Origin of the sequence: Myxococcus eversor, from assembly GCF_010894455.1 — a bacterium.
Taxonomy (GTDB): domain Bacteria; phylum Myxococcota; class Myxococcia; order Myxococcales; family Myxococcaceae; genus Myxococcus; species Myxococcus eversor.
This window is the reverse complement of record NZ_JAAIXY010000004.1, coordinates 163,548-183,729: the sequence shown is the minus strand read 5'-3', so window position 1 is coordinate 183,729 and position 20,182 is coordinate 163,548. Positions and strand designations below refer to the sequence as shown.

General features: G+C 66.5%; 16 protein-coding genes. 7 read left to right on the top strand and 9 right to left on the bottom strand.

The genetic code is table 11. The features are described 5' to 3' along the window. Positions 1-37: 37 nt before the first annotated feature. Positions 38-1,003, bottom strand: a complete 966-nt coding sequence (locus G4D83_RS10175; protein ID WP_163864502.1) for a ribokinase — start codon at positions 1,001-1,003, stop codon at positions 38-40. A gap of 252 nt (positions 1,004-1,255) precedes the next feature. Here G4D83_RS10175 and G4D83_RS10170 point away from each other — a divergent pair, with 252 nt between their 5' ends. Next, a complete protein-coding gene (locus G4D83_RS10170; protein ID WP_163864501.1) occupies positions 1,256-2,131 on the top strand; it encodes an efflux RND transporter periplasmic adaptor subunit in 876 nt (291 codons plus the stop codon). 278 nt (positions 2,132-2,409) lie between these two features. Here the strand turns inward: G4D83_RS10170 and G4D83_RS10165 are convergent, their stop codons facing one another. The 6 genes from G4D83_RS10165 to G4D83_RS10140 all read right to left on the bottom strand — a co-directional run bounded on the left by G4D83_RS10165 (position 2,410) and on the right by G4D83_RS10140 (position 11,753). After that, positions 2,410-4,623 carry a peptidase domain-containing ABC transporter gene (locus tag G4D83_RS10165; protein WP_163864500.1) on the bottom strand — a complete coding sequence of 738 codons (2,214 nt, stop codon included), beginning with the start codon at positions 4,621-4,623 and terminating at the stop codon, positions 2,410-2,412. Then, the gene (locus tag G4D83_RS10160) at positions 4,616-5,563 is read right to left on the bottom strand and encodes an efflux RND transporter periplasmic adaptor subunit (protein WP_163864499.1); all 948 of its coding nucleotides are present in this window, start codon (positions 5,561-5,563) and stop codon (positions 4,616-4,618) included. The genes G4D83_RS10165 and G4D83_RS10160 overlap by 8 nt, the downstream gene beginning before the upstream one ends. Beyond that, entirely contained in the window at positions 5,560-8,706 is a 3,147-nt protein-coding gene (locus G4D83_RS10155) for a lantibiotic dehydratase (protein ID WP_240356277.1), read from the bottom strand. Before G4D83_RS10155 ends, G4D83_RS10160 begins: the two co-directional genes overlap by 4 nt. Positions 8,707-8,921: 215 nt before the next feature. After that, complete coding sequence (locus G4D83_RS10150) at positions 8,922-9,098, bottom strand: hypothetical protein (protein ID WP_163864497.1); 177 nt, start codon at positions 9,096-9,098, stop codon at positions 8,922-8,924. Between the two features lie 143 nt (positions 9,099-9,241). After that, on the bottom strand, positions 9,242-10,588 hold the full coding sequence (locus tag G4D83_RS10145) for a lanthionine synthetase LanC family protein (protein WP_163864496.1): 1,347 nt from the start codon (positions 10,586-10,588) through the stop codon (positions 9,242-9,244). A gap of 322 nt (positions 10,589-10,910) precedes the next feature. Further along, on the bottom strand, positions 10,911-11,753 hold the full coding sequence (locus G4D83_RS10140) for a GC-type dockerin domain-anchored protein (protein WP_163864495.1): 843 nt from the start codon (positions 11,751-11,753) through the stop codon (positions 10,911-10,913). A gap of 254 nt (positions 11,754-12,007) precedes the next feature. Between G4D83_RS10140 and G4D83_RS10135 the strand changes: the two genes are divergently transcribed. The 6 genes from G4D83_RS10135 (at position 12,008) to G4D83_RS10110 (ending at position 18,175) form a co-directional block, all read left to right on the top strand. Further along, complete coding sequence (locus G4D83_RS10135) at positions 12,008-12,691, top strand: TetR/AcrR family transcriptional regulator (RefSeq protein ID WP_163864494.1); 684 nt, start codon at positions 12,008-12,010, stop codon at positions 12,689-12,691. After that, complete coding sequence (locus G4D83_RS10130; protein ID WP_163864493.1) at positions 12,688-13,485, top strand: CoA transferase subunit A; 798 nt, start codon at positions 12,688-12,690, stop codon at positions 13,483-13,485. Before G4D83_RS10135 ends, G4D83_RS10130 begins: the two co-directional genes overlap by 4 nt. Next, positions 13,482-14,222, top strand: a complete 741-nt coding sequence (locus tag G4D83_RS10125) for a CoA-transferase subunit beta (protein ID WP_163864492.1) — start codon at positions 13,482-13,484, stop codon at positions 14,220-14,222. The genes G4D83_RS10130 and G4D83_RS10125 overlap by 4 nt, the downstream gene beginning before the upstream one ends. 45 nt (positions 14,223-14,267) lie before the next feature. Then, positions 14,268-15,305, top strand: coding sequence for an alcohol dehydrogenase catalytic domain-containing protein (locus G4D83_RS10120; protein WP_163864491.1), 1,038 nt, complete (start codon positions 14,268-14,270; stop codon positions 15,303-15,305). 56 nt (positions 15,306-15,361) lie between these two features. After that, on the top strand, positions 15,362-16,624 hold the full coding sequence (locus G4D83_RS10115; protein ID WP_163864490.1) for a hydroxymethylglutaryl-CoA synthase family protein: 1,263 nt from the start codon (positions 15,362-15,364) through the stop codon (positions 16,622-16,624). A gap of 570 nt (positions 16,625-17,194) precedes the next feature. Further along, positions 17,195-18,175: an aldo/keto reductase gene (locus G4D83_RS10110; RefSeq protein WP_163864489.1), complete on the top strand. Its 981-nt coding sequence runs from the start codon at positions 17,195-17,197 to the stop codon at positions 18,173-18,175. Positions 18,176-18,199: 24 nt separating this feature from the next. Here the strand turns inward: G4D83_RS10110 and G4D83_RS10105 are convergent, their stop codons facing one another. Further along, on the bottom strand, positions 18,200-19,348 hold the full coding sequence (locus tag G4D83_RS10105; protein WP_240356245.1) for a hybrid sensor histidine kinase/response regulator: 1,149 nt from the start codon (positions 19,346-19,348) through the stop codon (positions 18,200-18,202). A 5-nt stretch (positions 19,349-19,353) separates the two neighbouring features. Next, the gene (locus G4D83_RS10100) at positions 19,354-20,172 is read right to left on the bottom strand and encodes a CheR family methyltransferase (RefSeq protein WP_163864488.1); all 819 of its coding nucleotides are present in this window, start codon (positions 20,170-20,172) and stop codon (positions 19,354-19,356) included. Between the last annotated feature and the right edge of the window lie 10 nt (positions 20,173-20,182).

Below are 20,182 nucleotides of genomic sequence, written 5' to 3'. Positions count from 1 at the left end.
CAACGAGAGGCGCGCTGGCGCTGGCGGAGCCCCCTCCTCACCAGGAGACGGGCTCCGGAGACAGCGCCAGGGAGTCGATGCGCGCCATGAACGACACCACCTGATCGCGGTTGGGGAACCCAGACATGGCCCCCAGCCGCATGGTGGCCAGGGCCGCCGTCGCGTGAGCGAAGCGCGCCGCGTCGGTGAGCGAGCGCCGTTCGCCGAGGGCGACACAGAGGGCCGCGGAGAACGCATCCCCCGCGCCCGTGGTGTCCACCCAGTCCACGGGCAGGTTCGGCAGCCACAGCTCGCTCCGGGTCCCCAGGAGCAGCGTCCCCTGGGGCGCCGCCACCACGGCCGTGCCCACGCCTCGGCGCAACAGGTTCTCCGCTGCCCTGCGCGCGGAGTCGCGGTCCACGACTTCGACCCCCGTCAGCACCTCCGCCTCCGCGTCGTTGAGGCGGATGACGTGAACCGCCTCCAGCAGCTCCTCCGGCAGGGTGCTGGGCGGCGCGGGGTCCAGGACGACATGCGTGCCGGCGGCGCGAGCGACGTGGACCGCCGCGATGACCGCGTCCAGCGGAACCTCCAGTTGAGCCAGCAGCACATCCGCGCTGGAGATGCGGTCCTCGGCGGCCATCACATCGGCGACGGTGAGACGCCGGTTGGCGCCCTCGGCGGAGAGGCTCTGCCTCCGTCCGCCCTCATCCACCATCTCCATGACGACGCCCGTGGAGAAGCCCGGGTCCCTGGCCACGGCGCCGGTCTCCACCCCTTCCCCACCCAACTGCTCCAGCAGCGCGAGCCCCCGGGCATCCATGCCCACGCGGCCCAACAGCGTGGAGCGAGCCCCCAGTCGGGACGCGGCCACGGCGGCGTTGGCGCCCTTTCCGCCCAGGCTCTCCAGGAAGAGATGCCCCTCCACGTTCTCTCCGACGCGCGGGAGCCGAGGCCCCTGGACGAGAAAGTCCGTGTTGATTCCACCGACCACGAGGATGTCGGCCTGTCGACGTGGAGCCATGACTGTCGTCCCCCTCCTCTGCCCCGCCGTCCGGTGACCCGCCTCATCCCAGACACACAGGAGCGGAAATCACTTCAAGTTAGGGACGAAACCAGCCCCGGTCCGTACCTCGCCGTCAATTGACAGGGACCTGCCCCCTAGTGAATTCTAATACTTGGCAGGCCCGATTGAACGGGGCGGGCACAAGATGGCTGGCATGCGCCTCTCCGCTCCCCAGGTACAGGATGATGTGTTCCTCGAGGTTCCTGCACGATGCCCCCAGCACGTCCCTTCTGCCGTCTGCCCTCGCTGCTCGTGCTTCTTGCATCCTTTTCCGCGTCGGCCAATCCCCCGACGTCGACGCGCAAGTCCGAATCCCTGGTCGGGGTCATCTTCGCTCGACAAACATTGGATGTGGTCGTGGATAAAGATGGGAGGCTATTGCAACTCAAACAGCAACTGGGGGAACGGGTCGAAGCCGGCCAGGTCGTGGCCGTACTGGACACGAAGACGCGCCAGCTCGAAGTCGCGATACGACAGGCCACCCTCAACGCGGCGACCGCAGAGCAGTCCCGGTACGCGGTCCTATTGACCCAGGCGCGCCAGAAGCTGGAGCGCGAATCACGAATCCGTGCCTTCAGTGCCGCCGAGGCGATGGAGACAGCGGAGACCCAGGTCGAGCTGGCACTCGCGGACCTGGAGCTGGCCAGGTCTCGTGTCGCGGAGGCGCGCGCACAGCTCGCACTTGCCCAGCAAGGCCTTGAGGATGCGTCGATTCGTGCCCCCTTTTCGGGGAGTGTCTCGGACCAGTACCTCCAGCCAGGGATGCTTGTGTCCCGGGCAACGCCCATCCTGCGGCTCGTCAGTGACGAGCTTCGCTTGCGATTCTTCGCGCCATCGGGAATCGCTGACGTCCTCCAAGAAGGGGGGAAGGTCCGGGTCTGGATCGACGGAACCGACACGCCACTTGTCGGCGTTGTGGATCGCCTCTCGCCCGAAATCGACGCGAACTCGCGCCAGCAAAAGCTGGAGGCGCGCCTGCTGATTCCGGAGGTGCTGCGCAAGCGCGTCCGAGTCGGCCAGGTCGTCCGGGTCGAACCAGGAGCCCTCCCTGACAACGCGGGACAGACGCTGACCCCTCCGCCCTGAGCCTACAGTCGCAGTTTGAGCTGAGCCCCTCGGGCGCGGGAGTGGCACTGCATGGCAACGGCTCGGTGGTGGCGTCGCCAACGACTCCATGTCAGGACGCATGCGAGCCGAGCCACGGTGCGCTGGAGGAGAGCGAGCAGGAGTCCGCGCACCGCCTGGACGGAGTAGCGGACGAGGACTGCCCATGGAGGCCGCGCCGGGCGAGAAACGCGCGCATGGGGTTTCTTCGCCTCGGCAAGCCAAGGGCTCTTGGGGGCAAGTCCTCCCGGACTGAAGGACTAAGCGGCGTGCTCTATGGAGAGGTCCTGGGTCGACACGAGCCCATGGTAGTGCCCGCGAAGAGCGAGCAGTTCCTGGTGCGTGCCCCGCTCCACCAGACGTCCCTCATGCATCACGAGGATGACGTCCGCTTCACGGATGGTACTGAGGCGGTGGGCAATCACGATTCGCGTGCACCGCAGCGAGGACAGCGCGCTCTGCACCGCCTTCTCGGTCTTGACGTCCAGCGCATTCGTGGCTTCGTCCAGCAGCAGAATGGACGGGTCTCTGGCGAGCGCTCGCGCCAGGGCCAGACGCTGGCGCTGCCCTCCCGACACGGATGCCCCCATGTCGCTCAACAAGGTGCTGTACCCCATGGGCATGCGCTGAATGTCGTCATGCACCTGCGCGCGGCTCGCAGCCTCCATCACTTTGTCCAGTGACAGCTCAGGATCCGCGTAGGCAATGTTCCGCCGGATGTCTCCCCGAAAGAGCATGGGGTTCTGCAGCACGACGCCCACCTGACGCCGAAGCTCGTGCAGGTCCAGTTCGTTCAGCGCCACGCCGTCATAGCGGATGCTGCCCTCGCTCGGAACGTAGAGCCCCAACAGGAGCTGGGCCAGGCTGGATTTTCCAGCACCCGACCGCCCGACGATCGCCACGAACTGTCCTGGCTCGATCTCCAAGGAGACGTCCTGGACCACCCAGGGCGTCATCGGACCATAGCGGAAGAAGACGTTCTTCACCTGAATGCCGCCACGCAGTTGGATGCTGTTGCGCAGGCTGCCCGCCGGCTGCTCCAACGGAGCCTCCAGCACGTCGTCCACGCGATCCAGGTAGCTGCCGACCAACTGGAACTGGGAGGCCGTGCCCAGGAGACCGGACACCGGCCCAAGGAAACCCGCGGCCAGCGCGTTGAGCGCAAGCATCTCCCCCAAGCTGAGCTGCCGGTTCATCACCTGATATGCGCCCAACATCATCAAGATGAGGGGCGAGGCCATCCGCAACGCAGCCGTCACCGCATCGAAGACCGCCTCCAGACGCCCGCGGTCCAACGTGACGTTGAGCGTGTCCACATAGAGGCTCGACCAGTTCTGGACGGCGCGAAGCTCCAGCCCCATGGCCTTGATGGTCTGCATGCCCGCGAGCATCTCGACCTCATAGTTCTGGGCCGTGGCCCCCACCTCCAGGCTCTGGGTCATGAGCTCCCGCCGTCGCGCACGCACCAGGAGGAAGACGACGAGATTCAGGAAGGCCATGCCCAACGCCAGCAGCCCCAGCTTCCAGCTCCCAAGGAGGAGGAGCCCCAGGTACAGGAAGACAAGCCCGCCATCGATCAACGCGGACAGGGCACCGGACGTCAGCACCTCGCGAACCGTGGTGTTGCTGTTGATGCGCCCCATCAGGTCGCCGACCGACCGCAACTGGAAGAACGGGAACGGCAGGTGCACCAGGTGGTCCAGGAAGCCCACTGTCAAACGGGCATCAAGGTTGGTCCGCAGGTGCAGCAGCAGATGGGAGCGGATCAGCGACGACACCAACTGGAACACGACGATGCCTGACATGCCCACCGCCAGCACCGCCAGCAATGACATGTCCCCGCTGGGGACGAGCCTGTCCACCACCACACCCGTCAACGACGGCAAGGCCAGGGCCAGAAACTGGAGGAGCAGGGAGAGTGCGCCCACACGCAACAGAAGCGGCCTCGCCGCCTTAAGTGTTTGGAAATAGCGGTGTGGCCCCCTCGCGGCCTTGCCCGTTTCGAAGGTCTCCGAGGGCTCGAAGAGCAGCGCCACTCCCGTGAAGGCCTTGCGGAACTGCTCCAGGGAGAGGTAGCGGCGACCAAGCCCCGGGTCGAGCAACTCCACGCCAGTCCGGGTCATCCGCTCGAAGACGACGAAATGCCGGAACTCCCAATGAAGAATGGCCCCCGAGTCCAAGAGGTGCATCTGTTGAATGTCGACCTGGACCGCACGCCCCCTCAAGCCGAAGCGCCGGCCGACCTCCAGTAAAGCCCGCGCGCTGATGCCATGGGGACTCAGCCCTGCGACCCCCTGGATGTCGTCCATCCGAGTGGGACGCCCCCAGTACCCCAGCACCATGGCCAGACAAGCCGCACCGCAATCCACGGCGGTGAACTGGGCGACGAAGGGGATGCGCCGCCCACGCAGCCGCTCCCCCAGTCTTTGCAGCGCGGGGAACCGCACCGCCGACTCGGAAACCGGATCAGCCAAGGTCTCTCCAGAGCAACTCCAGGATGGGGAACAGGGTCAACCAGGCGCTCCGCGCCCTCAATCGCACCCACGCCGTGCCCGGCATGCCCGTGTAGTAGTGATAGGTATGTCCATCCACCTCGAAGCTGTCGGACGGCAAGCGCGACTCGACCACCACCACGGATCCTTCCAGGGTGACCACGTCCGCGAGCGAGGGTCCCAGATAGCGGCGAACCTCGGCGGGTCCCACCAACTCATCACTGACGGCATCGACCGTCAGATCCGTGTACTGATAGGCAAAGCCCTCCAACTCAATGCGGAACGGCTGCCCCGTCCGAAGCTGAGGTCTGTACCGTCCTGGAACGAGCGACAGGGCCCAGACCTCCACGGGTCCATCGCTCACCACGGAGACCACCACTTCTCCCGCGCCAAGGTACTGGCCTTCACGGATGCGGACATCCTGGACCCGTCCGCGAATGGGCGACTTGAGGGAGCGCTCCGATAGACGCGCCTCATTGAAGTCCAACTGAGCACGCAAGCCCGCGACGGACTCTTGAGCCGAGGGGCTCTGAGGATTGAGCAGTTGGGCGGCAAGTCGCGACCGGAACTCCTGGAGCGTCTGCTCACGCTGAGCCTCCTCGTCTCCCGAATAGAACTCCACCAGGCTTTGACCGGGCGACACCCACTCGCCTCGACTCACCAAAATCCGACTCACCCGGCCCGGCATCGTGGTGGTGACGTCCTCCTGCCCCTTGATGCGGAGGAGCAGCGGTCCCCGCGCATGGTCGTGGACGGCGACGACACCGAGCACGATGGCGAATACCAACGCTTGCACCATGATGGCCCAAAAGGTCGCCCTCACCCATCCTGGAGTGAGTCGCAGCACGCTTCCCTGAATCTCACTGCGATTGTAGTGGTCCAGGGCCTCCTGACGAAAGATCTGGCGAGGCGAGTCACTCATACCCCTCCTTCCCGTGCCTGGGCGGAGCGGTACAGCCTGAGCAGAAAGTCATACAGAATGAGTTCCTGCGGCCGGTGCTCGTCTTGAAGCATCCGATTGAGGTGCATGTGGAGAAAGCTGTCTATCATTTGCGCCCCCAATGCACCGAACGCGCCCTCCTGCATTCCCCGGCGCAGAACCTCCGCCACGGGACGGAGCCGCTCGCTGCGCCGCCAGAATGCCTCAAGCGCTGATTGCCAGGGCCCTTGCTGCGACGCGTCAGCCAGGCGCAGAGCCTCCAGGACCGGTCGCTCCTTACGAAAGCGCTTGCTGAGCTGCTCCTCGAAGTTCTTCTTCACCTGGAATTCGGCCCCAAAGCCAGCACGCAGGCGCTGGAGAATGGCGATGCGGGCCCCCAGCGTCTGCCCCAGGTCGGTCAGCAGGCAGTCCAATCCCTTGAGGCCCAGGCGCCAGCGGAGGTCCGCCCCCAAGTCCCCCGGATAGGCACTCAAGATGTCGATCACCGCCTCGCTGTCGGCGGCGAAGAACGCCTCGGACAGCGCCATGCCAGCCGCCCCTCCATAGCGTTCCACCTCCCGCTCGTAGGTGTCGAGTTGGAGGCGGCGAATGCTCCCGTTGGCCAGGCACGGCTCGAGGACCGCGAGGAGCGAGGGCCAGACCTCCGTCAGCAACCGTGCGGGCTCACCCTGTAGCCGGAGCCGCAGATGGAACTCCGGGTCCTTGTACCGCATGAAGAACCAGTGACGGATGGCCCCTGTGTTCGTCAGTCGCCGCAACTCCTCGCGCAGCAGTTTCCGCAGCAGCCGGTCCGCCGTGCCCACTCCCGAGTACAGCTTGAAGTAGAGCCATTCGGAGCCAGGCGGAAAGCGCCGTGTGAGCGCGGGGCCGTCCATTGGGGCCGTCACGGAGGAGATGGGAGCGACCTCCTCGAGTGCGGACTCCCTCACGAACGGAATCAGCAACTCATGGACGTACCGGCCCTCCGGCCCTTCAGCGCAGAGTTCGTCGGGCCCCGGGAACATCTCCTCCAGCGAGACCCGTGTCCGGCCCTTGATGGACTGGACGAGCATGTCCACGCACAGGACGTTGTCGAGGTCGACGATGAGCCGGTTGTCCCCCTCTACGAGGCACACCCAACGTGGCATCCGGGTCTCCGCGCGCAGGCGCTTCACGGCATCGAAGCGTCGACCCTCGGGAACCTCGCCGAGCACCTTCAGTTCACGCGCCATGAGATTCCAGCGCGCCAGGGAGAGCACGACCCGTCCGTGACTCACCCGGGGAAGGAAGTGGGCCGCGTTCAGGGGCCCCCAATGAAACTGAAAGCCCTGCCACGGTTGGTCCTGCAGGGCCCCGAGGAACCGATAGATGCCCAAGCCGTAGGCGAAGTAGGCGTGTGCATTCGACAGACGCGGGATGACCTGCTTGCCCAGCCGCTTCGAGCGCAGTACGAGCCGCCCTCCCTCGACTCCCAGCCAGAGGTCCGACAGCTCGATGCGATCTTGCTCCGGTACCCCCGACTGTCCCATGAACACCAGGTCATGCTGTCGGAGCGCCGGCCGACAGGTGACGTTGCCCACCCTTCCCTGATGCATGTGGACAATCTCCGCGAAGACAGCCTCTGGATGGAGGGCCTCCTCGTCTCGGAGATGCTGGCGAACCCGGGCTTCGAGCGCGGCATCGCCATGACAGAAGCGACCCAGGAAGCGGGCTCCAGATGGGCCATTGACGTGCAGCAACAAGACACGGAAGTCACCACGTGCCATCGCCGCTTGAGACGGCGCGGCCACGGCCCCCATCGCGGCGAAGGCTTCTGGCAGCACGCCTGGGTGTCGCGCCGCCAACGCGTCGACATCCGCGTCGGTGAGCTGGATTTCCTGTTCGCCAGTCCGGGCGGCACGCTCCAAGAGACGAAGCAGAGGCTCCCGCTGGAAGCTCCATTCGCTCCACTCCTTCACACCACGGGGTGGAAAGACAAAATCCTCCAGGAGCGGCGCCGCCGCCGGGCTGGCGCGCCCATCCGTGGCGAATCCGATGCCATCTTCCTCGTCCAGGACTTCCAACAATGGCGTGGGCCTGCCGTCATACTGCTCCAGGAACTTCTGCTTGAATCGATCCAGCGGAGTATCGACCGCGCGGGGACAGATGCGCTGCAACACCTTGACGCCGTTCAGGAACGCCCGGACGACGGAGGGGGAGAGTGTCGCCTCATCCGGAGGACGGAACATGTCCACCTGGAAGAGGCGAGGAAGCGCGACCGGGACGGGAAGAAGCTCCAGCAGCCGGGCTATATCGCGATAAGGCGCCTCCGCATGTCCTCCCTTCGTCCTGTCGAGAGCGGCGAGCCTCGACTGCACCACCGTCAGTTGCTCCCGGACCTGCGAGAGCGCGGGAATACCGTGCGCAGCGTCGAGAAGAGAGGGTACGGGCTCACTGCCGGTGAGCGGCGGTGCCCAGGTAGGTACCAGGAGGTGCGACTGGATGAGGGCCTCGACGTATGCACCTGCATCCTCTCGAGATACCCCCTCGTGGCTCACCACCAAGGTCTGCACGAGCTCATCCAGGGTGCAGCCGCCACGTGCTCGCTCCAACGTGGCTTCGAGATAAGAGGTGCCTACCACCGCGACCAGACCGTAAGAGCGATCGCGCCCCCGGGACCGCATCTCCAGATACCGCCAGTGGCTCCCGGCTCGGTAGAGACTGGAGTTGGGAAGATATCGAAGCACACGGACGACGGAAGGGTCCTGCCGCACACGCTCGGTCAGCGCACAGACATAGTCCATGTCCAATCGCGTATGCCTGCGAATCCGGTCCCGGCCACTCACCTGAAGTCGCGCGGACTCCTTGATGAGGCCCACCGAATGTCCGGCGAACAGACCAAATGGCGTTGCACGACCCGCCATCCTCCCGAAATAGCGCACCAAGGTCTTCTCGACCTTCCTGGCGGTCTCGGACTCTGGAGCGGACTCCCAGGAGGACAGGCTTTCGCAGAGCACAGGGGAGGCAATGAAGAGGGCCTCTCTCACGACGGGGTCGGCACACCAGTCACGCAAGCGAGCGCGCAGCAGTCGCCGATCCTCCGCGAGTGCATCCTCGCGGCGCTCCGCCGGCTGCCCTGAAGCCCCGAGGCCTCGCCCCCACTCCAACAAGGCATCGAATGGCAGCAGCGGGGTCCTGAAGGCAAAGAAGCCGGAAGACACATACGGCAGGGGCATCTCGACCCGAGCCAGGGGCAATGACATGAAGTCTCCCAGGCGAGGAGGCACAACGGGACAGCTACCAAGCGGCCCCATAGGGTCGCCTGGTAGCCAAACACCATGACGCGGGACAGCCTGGAGGCACTAAAGACCTCCCCATCAAACTAAGGGACCTGAGTGTCCAGATCCTTGATGCTGGCGTGGGTGATGCCCGTCTGCGAGTTGCAGGTGCAGTTACAGTCGGTGATACCACCCAGGACTTCATCAAGGAGCTCGGTCTCCTTGATCTCACGCAGCGTCTCCTTGTCCAGCGACAGCTTCAAGGTCAGCGTCTTCTCCATGATCTACCTCCTCTGGTTGTGGGCAGGAATTTGCCCGGGCACGACAGGGGATGCGCCCAGCCCTCGAAAAGGCTCTTCGCCAGATGCGTGCGCGAGACCGTCAAAAGCAGACTCAAGGAAAGGGCATGCAAACGGCTGGACCACTAGAAAGCGTTCGGGTTCGACTTGAGCGAGAATAGAAAACCCTGATCCCAATCAGGCTCGATGTCCGAGGCCGCGGCCAAGAGGGTCAGTGCGATGCCGGTTGCACCAAAATGAAGGTTGGCGGAGGGCTGGTCCGGGTTCATTTCGAAGCAAAAGCCACCCGGTCCCACACCGGGGGTCCGCAGGGCAAGGGTGTGCTGGAGCCAGCGAATCGCAACCTCCTGGAACAAGGGCTGCCCTGTTGCATGGTACAGCCGCATGAAGATCAACGCCGTACCCGATGTTCCACAACACAGATTCGCATTGCGGCCCGGACGCCGGTCCAAGCCTTCACGGGCCACGCGCAATGCCCAACCCGAGGTGCGCGCTTGCCATTCCACGTCTCCCCACAACCTCGCGGCCCACCACAAAACCGAGACGACTCCCGGGTTTCCCACGCACCAACTGAAGCGCTCATCCTCCACCGGAGTCGCGCCCTTCAGGAAGTGTGGGAAATAGGGATGCCCCTGCTGCTCCCGTGCCTGCAGGGTGACCCAGCGAAACCCGCCCCGAAGGAGCCTGTCTGCCCTTTCGCGCTCGATGCCGTTGGCATGCGCCGCGGCAAGAATGGCCAGGGCCCCCGGAACGCCATGAGCCACACCCAACACGTAGAGGCCCTGAGGAAACCCGACCCCTTCTCCATAGATGGACCAATAGTCCCGAGGCATCGGCCAGGTGACCCCCTCTGGGGAGACCTGCGCCGTATCATCCAGCACTTCTACGACGCGCGCGAGCAGGCGCCTCCCCGCGGTAAGATGGAGTCGCTGAAGGGCATAGAGCCCGATACCAGCCAGCCCATCCCGGATATCACAGGGATGAGGCCAGGGTCGCACCTGGAGCGCGGACAGAAGTCGCGCATCAATGGTGGTGCAGAGTTCCTGGACATCAAGACCTGGATTGCGAGCCGCGAGGTGTGCGGCGACCCATCCCAGTCCGGCAAAACCCCAGTGCAGCCCTAGAGGCGGCCGTTTGTCATATGCGAAGCGAGCCGTCGCGAGTTGCAGGCTGCGAGCAATCTCTTGCGTAACATCCTGTGCGGCAAAGTTCGCGGCGGCAGAAAAGAAGAGAGCATAACCAGCATGCCCATCCGCGAGCCGGCCAGGCTCGCCGCCCCTCTTCATTGCAGCGACATCCCTCGCGGTCGCTTCAACCACTTCCAACGCTTCGGCCTGATGCGCACCACTCAGGATGGGATGCCAGTCCTTCCGACGCTCATGGCGCCCTGCATCATGATTCGAACACATGGAATCCGAGCGCTCGAACGAGTCTCCCAACACAGGTGCGGAATCAAGGAATTGGGTGGCCATCGGGAAAACACCCTACCTCACCACAGATTTAACACACAAGACACCCAAGACTCTTTCCACCTCACCCTCAACGAGCGCCACGCAGCCCAGGGTCAAACACAAACCCAGCCAGGTCAACAGGAACACCACAGTCCAAGGCGACCCATGCGGGATCCACGTATGGACTTTCAATGGCCGATCACCCCAGCACAGCCAGCCCGGCACAAATCAAAACACCGCAACGAGCCGGCCTTTCCAGACAGGCCAATCATTGACTTGAAACAAGAGAGGCGGGCCCCACCAATCCGGAGCCCGCCTCGAAGTCAGCACCAGTACAGCGTGCTCAGCAGCCGCGACCGTGGGCCAGCATGAACACGTCGTGGTCCGCGCGGTTCACCACGCCATTGCCGTCGATGTCCGCCGTCGCGTTGCCCGCGTTCCAGGCGCTCAGGAACGCCGCGCGGTCCACGCCGTCCACCACGCCATTCGCATTGAAATCCGAGGCGCAGAACAGCCGCAGGTTCACCGCCCACGAGCCTGACACCGTGCCATGTCCCTGCCGGGCATCCACCAGGGCGGAGACGTCGCCCTGGAACGTGTACGGCCCCGCCGGCATCCAGCCCGTCTGCGACACCGACTCCGTTTCACCCCCGCTGATGTCAATCGACAGCACCGGCGTCCCGCTCTCCATGTTCGCGATGTAGAGCAGGCTCGAAACACCGCCGAAGGGCTGCCCCGAGGTCGACGCCGTCGACGTCGCCGTCGCACGGGCGGTCACTACGTAGCGCGCGCGGCGGTTCAGCTCGAACGTCAGGTACATGTCCGCGTTGCCCACGCCCTGCCCGCGCGCGGAGGAGTCGTTCGCCAGGCCCTCGGCGCTGGCGGAGACCGACGCTTCAATCTGCCGGTCGGTGATGCGCGAGGACTGGGCGCCACTGCCCTTCGCATTCACACGACTCGGCGAGCCCTCGTACTGGGTGTTCGCATCGAGAGAGATGTTCTCGTTGAAGGGCGCGAAGGCCGTCGTGTTGCGCGAATCCGAGTCCACCACGTGCGTCACCGCATCCACCGCGGAGATGCTCGCGGACACCGAACGGCTGCCCTCAATCGGAGTGATTCGCTGAGCTTCGGCCGACGTGGCGAACATCAAAGGGACGGCTCCAGCCCACAGCAGGGAGAGACGCATCGGGACCTCCAGGGGGTGTGACGAGAAGGTCCGCGACGTTAGGGCGCCTGCCCGACAACCGTCGCAACGAGCAGGTCGCTCCTTCCTCGAAGCTCCAGCTCACCCGCAACCTCCTGAAACTCCTGACGCTTCTCCGCTCGGCCTCCGCCCTACACGCCGCCACGCGCGTTGACACACTGCGTTTTCGCGTGCTACCTACCGGTCGGTAGGTCGTGGATTCGGAAAAACTTACAGTCCATCAAGACGAGGGACATGTGACGACGAGCGGACGGAAGCCGGATGAGGGCGAGCGCTACAAGGCCATCCTGGAGACGGCGGCGCGGCTCATCTGCGAGCGCGGCTACGAAGGCACCTCGATGCAGGAGATCGCCGCCGCGTGCCGGATGACGAAGGCGGGGCTCTACCACCACATCCAGAACAAGGAGCAGCTGCTCTTCGCCATCATGAACTACGGGATGGACCTGTTCGAGGAGCAGGTGCTCTCGCACGTTCAGGACATCGCGGACCCGGTGGACCGGCTGCGCGCGTGCATGCGCCACAACATCCTTCTGGTGACGCGCGGGTGGAGCAAGGAGGTCATCATCATCCTCCACGAGCACGCCACGCTCACCGGTGAGGCGCGCGCGTTCATCGACAACCGCAAGAAGCGCTACGTCGACTTCCTGGAAGAGGCCTTCTCGCAGGCCGCGCAGCAGGGACGCATCCGTCCGGTGGACCCGACCATCGGCGCGTTCTCGTTCCTGGGCATGGTGCTGTGGGTCTACAAGTGGTTCAAGCCCGACGGGCGCCTGTCGGACGAGCAGATCGCCGACGGCATGGTGGACCTCCTCTTCCCGCCCATCGTCGCCGCCGCGGTCGACGGGCAGCCCGGTGTCTCCTCGCTGCGAGTGGTCCCCCGCGCCGCCTCAGGCTCCGGCTCCGGAACGGAGGAGCCGTGAAGACCGCGCGCTGGTGTTCCCTGGAGGAAGCCGTCGCGTCGATTCCCGACGGCGCTTCGCTGGCCACGGGCGGCTTCATGCTCGGCCGCGCCCCCATGGCGCTGGTGATGGAGCTGATTGCCCAGGAGCGTCGCGGGCTGCGCCTCATCTCCCTGCCCAACCCGCTGCCCGCCGAGCTCCTCGTCGCGGGCGGATGTCTGGCGCACCTGGACATCGCCTTCGGCGCGCTGAGCCTGGAGGGCCGCGTGCGCCCCATGCCCTGCATCAAGCGGGCGATTGAGCAGAACACCCTCTCCTGGCGCGAGCACGACGGGTATCGCGTCGTCCAGCGGCTGCGCGCGGCCTCCATGGGGCTGCCCTTCATCCCCGCGCCGGACGCGGATGTGTCGGGCCTCGCGAGCGCGGAGCCGCCGCGCACCGTGGTGGACCCATTCACCGGTGAGAGCGTCCCGGTGGAGCCCGCGTACTTCCCGGATGTCGCGCTGGTCCACGCGCGAGCGGCGGATGAGCGCGGCAACCTCTTCATCGAGGACCCCACCACGGACCTGCTCGTCGCGGGCGCCGCGCGGCGGGTGATTGCCACGGTGGAGGAGCGCGTGAAGCGCCTGCCTCGCGCGACGATTCCCGGCTTCCAGGTGGACCGCATCGTCCTCGCACCGGGCGGCGCACTGCCCACCGGCTGCACCGGACTGTATCCGCACGACGACGAAATGCTGTCGCGCTACCTGGCGCTCGCGGAGACCGGCCGTGAGGCGGAGTTCCTCGCCTCGGTGAAGACGCGGAGGGCGGCATGAGCGCCACGTTCGACCCCACTCCCGCGGAGACCGTGGTTGCCCTGCTCGCGCTCCAGATTGAAGACGGCGCCGTGGTGGCCACGGGCGTCGCCTCGCCGCTCGCCATCCTCGCCATCGCCGTGGCCCGGGCCACCCATGCGCCAGACCTGACGTACCTGGCCTGCGTGGGCTCGTTGGACCCGGACATCTCCACGCTGCTGCCCTCCTCCGAGGACCTGGGCTACCTGGAGGGCCGCTCGGCGGAAATCACCATCCCCGACTTGTTCGACCATGCGCGGCGCGGTCGGGTGGACACCGTCTTCTTCGGCGCGGCCGAGGTGGATGCCATCGGCCGCACCAACATGACGGCCAGCGGAAGCCTCGCGCGACCCCGCACGAAGTTCCCGGGCGTCGCGGGCGCGGCGACGCTGCGGCAGTGGGTGCATCGGCCCGTGCTGCTGGTGCCTCGCCAGTCGCGCCGCAACCTGGTGCCGGAAGTCCAGGTGGCGACGACGCAGGACCCGCGCCGCACGGTGCGCCTCATCTCGGACCTGGGTGTCTTCGAGCTGGGCGCCTCCGGTGCTCGGTTGACGGCTCGCCACCCGTGGGCCACGGCGGAGGACATCGCCGAGCGCACCGGCTTCGAGTTCACCGTGGACGAGGCCCTGCCCGTCACGTCGCTGCCGGATGCCCGCACAATCACAGCCATCCGTGCGTTGGACCCTCGCGGATACCGCGAACAGCTCGTCGGTCGCTGACCCTCGACACCACTCGTGTCTGGAATTGCTCTCGGAGGTATGGAGATGAAGGCTGTTGTTCTGCGCAGTTTCGGTGAAGCCGGGAATTTGAAGATGGAGAACGTCCCGGTACCCACTCCGGGCCGGGGCGAGGTGCTGCTCAAGGTGCACGCATGTGGCGTCTGCTATCACGACGTCATCAACCGCCGAGGCAACCTGCCCCGCACCAGCGTCCCCGCGATTCTCGGCCACGAGGCCGCTGGCGAAGTCGTGGCGGTGGGTCCTGATACGCCAGGCTGGAAGACAGGCGACCGCGCGGCGACGCTGCAAAGGCTGTCATGTGGCGAGTGCGGGCTGTGTCGCAGCGGGCGAAACAGCTTGTGCAAGGGGGACAATCGCTTCTTCGGCGAGGAACTGCCCGGCGGCTACTCGCAGTTCATGGTGGCGCCCGTCGCGGGCCTGGGCCGGGTGCCCGCCTCGCTGCCCTGGGCCGAGGCGGCCACGGTCTGTTGCACCACGGGCACGGCGGTTCACACGCTGCGCACGCGGGGCAAGGTGCGGGCGGGTGAAACAGTGCTCATCACCGGCGCCAGTGGTGGCGTGGGCATGTCCGCCGTGCAGCTCGCCAGGCTGGATGGCGCGCGCGTCATCGCGGTGACGTCCGGCGAAGCCAAGGTGAAGCCGCTGCGGGATGCGGGTGCGGATGAGGTCATCCTCTCGAAAGGATTGGATTTCGCGGCGGAGGTGCGCAAGCGAACCAGCGGTGCGGGCGTGGACCTGGTGGTTGAAATCGTGGGCAGCGCCACCTTTGACCAATCATTGAAATGCATCGCACCCGGCGGCCGGCTCGTCGTGGTGGGCAACCTCGAATCGGGACTCGTGCAAATCAATCCCGGGCTTGTCATTGTCAAAGAGCTGGAGATCATCGGCGCGTACGCCACGAACCAGGCGGAGCTGGATGAGGCGCTCCGGCTGACCGCCACCGGTGGAGTGCGACAGTTCGTCACGGACACGGTGCCGCTGGCTGAAGCGGCCCGGGCCCATTTCCGGCTGGAAAACCGAGAAGTGGCGGGCCGGCTGGTGCTGGTCCCCCCCGAAGCCTGAGCAGCCGTCGAGACAGCAACCGGGGTTTGAGGCACGAATTGGAAGCGAGGAGTCTCATGAAGAAACGGGTTGGAATCGAAGCGCTGGCGGTGGCCGTGCCGTCCCGATACGTCGACATCGAGGACCTGGCGCGCGCGCGCGGAGTGGACCCCGCCAAGTTCACCGCGGGCCTGGGCGCGAAGGAGATGGCCGTCACGGACCCCGGCGAGGACACGGTGTCCCTGGCCGCGACGGCGGCGGCGCGGCTCATCCAGCAGCAGGGCGTGGACACGTCCCGCATCGGCATGCTGGTGGTGGGCACGGAGACAGGCATCGACCACTCGAAGCCGGTGGCCTCGCACGTCCAGGGCCTGCTGAAGCTGCCGCGCACCATGCGCACGTATGACACGCAGCACGCCTGCTACGGCGGCACCGCGGGGCTGATGGCCGCGACGGAGTGGATTGCCTCCGGCGCGGGCGCGGGCAAGGTGGCCATCGTCGTGTGCTCGGACATCGCGCGCTACGGCCTGAACACGGCGGGCGAGCCGACCCAGGGCGGCGGCGCTGTGGCGCTGCTCGTCTCCGAGCAGCCGGACCTCCTCGCGCTGGACCTGGGCCTCAACGGCACGTGCACCATGGATGTCTACGACTTCTGGCGGCCCATCGGCCGACGGGAGGCGCTGGTGGACGGGCACTATTCCATCAACTGCTATCTGGAAGCCCTGTCGGGTGCGTACCGGGGCTGGCGCGAGAAGGCACTGGAGCACGGGCTGGTGCGCTGGTCGGGCGCCCTGCCCGGCGAGCAGCTCGCGCGAATCGCCTACCACGTGCCCTTCTGCAAGATGGCTCGCAAGGCGCACACCCAGCTTCGCCTCTGTGACTTGGAGGACGCGGTGGGTCCTGGGCCCGGCACGCCGGAGGCTCGCGAGGAGGTGGCGAAGTCCGCGGCCAGCTACGACGCGCAGGTGGCCTCGTCGCTGGGGCTCAACGCGCGCATCGGCAACGTGTACACGGCGTCGCTGTACCTGGCGGTGGCGGGGCTGCTGCATCGCGAGGGCGCGCAGCTCGCGTCCCAGCGCATCGGCCTGCTGTCCTACGGCAGCGGCTGCATGGCGGAGTTCTTCTCCGGCGTCGTCGGGGAGAAGGCGGCGGAGCGGATGGCACGCGCGGACCTGGACGGAGTGCTGGCCCGGCGAGAGCGCGTCTCCATCGAGGAGTACGAGCGGCTGATGAAGCTGCCCTCGGACGCTCCCGAGGCGAAGACGCCCGCACCGGGGACGTTCCGGCTCGCGGAGATTCGCGACCACAAGCGCCTGTATGTCGAGGGCGGCGCGCTCTGACGGATGCACCGTGACGGCGGGCCCCGGGCACACGATTCCCGGGGCCGCCGGCGCAGGGCGTGAACTCCTCCACGCCTCCCGACACGCGTTGTCCCCGGTGCCACACGCCCATGATGCGGTGGATGTCCTGGATGTTTTCGGCCGGGTTTCCCTCCACGAGGATGAAGTCCGCGCGCTTTCCGACAGCGAGCGTGCCCCGGTCCTGGAGCTAGACATGCGCCGCCACACGGAGCTTCCGCTGGTGTGCCTCGTCGATGATGGCGGCGTAGATGTCCGGCGACATCTTCGTGGGCAGGCTGCCGTGGAAGCCGTCCACCCAGATTTCAGCAGCGCGGGATTGCGCGAGGCGGACTCCCGCACCGCTGTCCTCGCCTCCTCGACCGTGCGGGGCCGGTAGAGCTGGTCCTCGCCCACGCTCACCGGCGGTGCCGCCGCTGGCACACCGAGCCCCCGGTCCGCGCCCAGGAGGTCCGCGCCTCGCGGCGCAAAGGCCCAGGTGCCTTGCATTCTCCCCTGCGCCCCCGAGCACGCCCCGCTACCTTCGCCGTTCCAGCAGACAGGAGCCAACACATGACGCAGATGACCTACCGTCGCCTTGGCCGCTCCGGCCTCACCGTCTCCGCCGTGGGATTGGGCTGCAACAACTTCGGCATGCGCATCGATGCGAAGCAGACGCGCGCCGTCGTCGATGCCGCCATCGACGCGGGCATCACCCTGTTCGATACCTCCGACTCGTATGGCACCTCGGAGGAGCTGCTCGGAGAAGCCCTGGGCACCCGCCGCCGGGACATCATCCTGGCCACCAAGTTCGGCAGCGACGTGAAGGGCGAGAACGGCACGGACTGGGGCGCGCGCGGCTCGCGGCGCTACATCCGGAGCGCCATCGAACGCTCCCTGCGGCGCCTGCGCACGGACTGGATTGACCTCTACCAGCTCCACTGGCCCGACCCCGCCACGCCGATTGAAGAGACGCTGAGCGCGCTCACCGAGCTGGTCCGCGAGGGCAAGGTCCGCTACCTCGGCTCGTCGAACCTCCAGGGCTGGCAGGTGACGGACGCGGAGTGGACCTCCCGCACGCGCGGCCTGGAGCGCTTCATCAGCGCCCAGAACGAGTACAGCCTGATTGGGAGGGGCGTCGAGCAGGACCTGGTGCCCGCGCTGCAGCACCACGGCATCGGCCTGCTCCCCTACTTCCCGCTCGCCAGCGGGCTGCTCACCGGCAAGTACAAGCGCGGCGCGGCGGCTGGGGAGAACACCCGCGTGAAGCACTGGAACATGGGCGGGCTGCTCACCGACGCCACGTTCGACGCCGTCGAGCGCCTGGAGGCCTTCGCTCGCGAACGCTCCATCTCCCTCATCGACGTGGCCATCGGCGGGCTCGCCGCGCGCCCCACCGTGGGCTCCGTCATCGCGGGCGCCACCTCCGCCGAGCAGGTGAAGACGAACGCCAAGGCCGGCACCTGGACGCCCACCACCGAGGACCTCGCCGCGCTCGAGAAGGTCCTCCCGCGCGGACGCGGCATCAGCGTCAACGACGTGCTGTACAAGTAGCCCGCACCCTGGAGGGACCGCGGGCTACAGCTTGATGACCTCGGTCCCCCGGCGCGGCAGGCTCACCCGGAACTCGGTGTAGGGGCTTGAGCCCGACTCCACCTCCACCTGTCCGTGATGGGCCTGGATGATTTGATGGACGATGTAGAGCCCCAGTCCCAGGCCGCCCGTGCGGCCTCGCCGCTGGGCCCCGCCCCGGAACGGGTCGAAGAGGTGGGCCTGGATGGCCGGCGGAATCACGCCCAGGTTCTTCACCGTGAAGCTCACCGCGTCCGAGTGCGTCCCATCCAACCGGAGCTGCACGGGCGCGCTCGTGTCCCCGTGCTGAATCGCGTTGCCGATGAGGTTGGAGGCCACCTGCGCCAGCCGGTCCGAGTCCCAGTCTCCCACCAGGTCTCCCTCCAGGAGGACCTCGATGGAGGGCTTGGGTGACGCGGACTGGTGCTCCTGCACCATGCGCTGGACCAACGCACCGAAGTCCGTCTCCCCGCGCCGCAAGGGGATGCCGCCCGCGAGCCGGGCGCGCGCCAGGTCCAGCACGTCCTCGATCATCCGACCCATGCGCTTGCCGCTCGCCAGCATGCGTCCCGCCGTCTTCTTCACGGCCTCGTCCTCGGAGCGCCGCTGGAGCAGGTCGGCCGCCGTGAGGATGGCGCTCAGGGGATTGCGCAGGTCATGCCCCAGCACCGCGGTGAACATCTCGTTGAGCCGCAGCGTCTCCGACAGCTCATCGAGCTGACGCGCGAGCTGCTGCTTCTGCCGGTGGAGCTGGAAGAAGACCTCCGCCTTGTTGCGCAGGACGAGCGGCTCCAGCGGCTTGTAGAGGAAGTCGACGGCGCCCATGTCGTAGCCCTTGAAGAGCCGCCGCTTGTCGCTGGAGCCCGCCGTCACGAAGATGATGGGGATGTGCCGGGTGCGCTCCATGCCCCGCATCAACTCCGCCAGTTCGAAGCCGTCCATGTCCGGCATCTGCACGTCGAGGAACGCCAGCGCGACGTCGTCGTGCTCGAGCAGCAACTCGAGCGCGGCGCCACCCGAGCGCGCCTGGAGCAACTCCACGTCGTCGCTCCGCAAGAGCGCCGCGAGCGCGATGAGGTTCTCCTCCAGGTCATCCACGAGCAGGCACTTCACCCGCGGCGCCGCATCCACTGTTTCCTTCCCGGGAGCGTTCAAGACGGCTACCCCTTCTGGAAGATGCGGTCGTCCCGGGAAACCACCGAGAACGCCGCTTCATGCTGGGAAAAGCGCAGGGACTCGCGGGCGCCCAGGCCCAGGAACCCCTTGCGACACAGAGAATCCTTGAACAAACCCAACACCCGCTCCTGAAGCTCCCGGTCGAAGTAGATGAGCACGTTGCGACAGGAGAGAAACTGGACCTCGGCGAACACGCTGTCGGTGGCCAGGCTGTGGTCCGAGAACACCACGTGCTTCTTGAGGGACCTGTCGAACACGGCATTGCCATACGCCGCCGTGTAGTAGTCCGACAGCGACCCACGAGCCCCGGAGGCGATGTGGTTCTGCGTGAAGGTGGCGATGCGCTCCACCGGATACACCCCCGCCTCCGCCTTCTGGAGCGCGCCCGGGTTGATGTCCGTCGCGTAGATGAGCGTGCGCTCCAGCAACCCTTCCTCCCGCAGGAGGATGGCCAGCGAGTACACCTCCTCGCCGGTGCTGCACCCCGCCACCCAGAGCTTGAGGGACGGGTACGTGCTCAAGAGCGGCACGACGGACTCGCGCAGCGTGCGGAAGTACGTCGGGTCCCTGAACATCTCGCTCACCTGCACCGTGAGGTAGTCGAGCAGGGACGGGAAGATGAGCGGCTCGTGCAGCAGCCGGTCCTGGAGCTGCGACAGCGTCCGACAGCCGAAGTTCTCCGCCGCCAGTTGCAGGCGCCGCTGCATCGACACCGTCGCGTACTGCCGGAAGTCGTAGTGGTACTTCAGGTAGATGGCGTCGAGCAGGAGCTTCAGCTCGATGTCCTGGGCTTGGGAGTCCATGTGTGAAGCG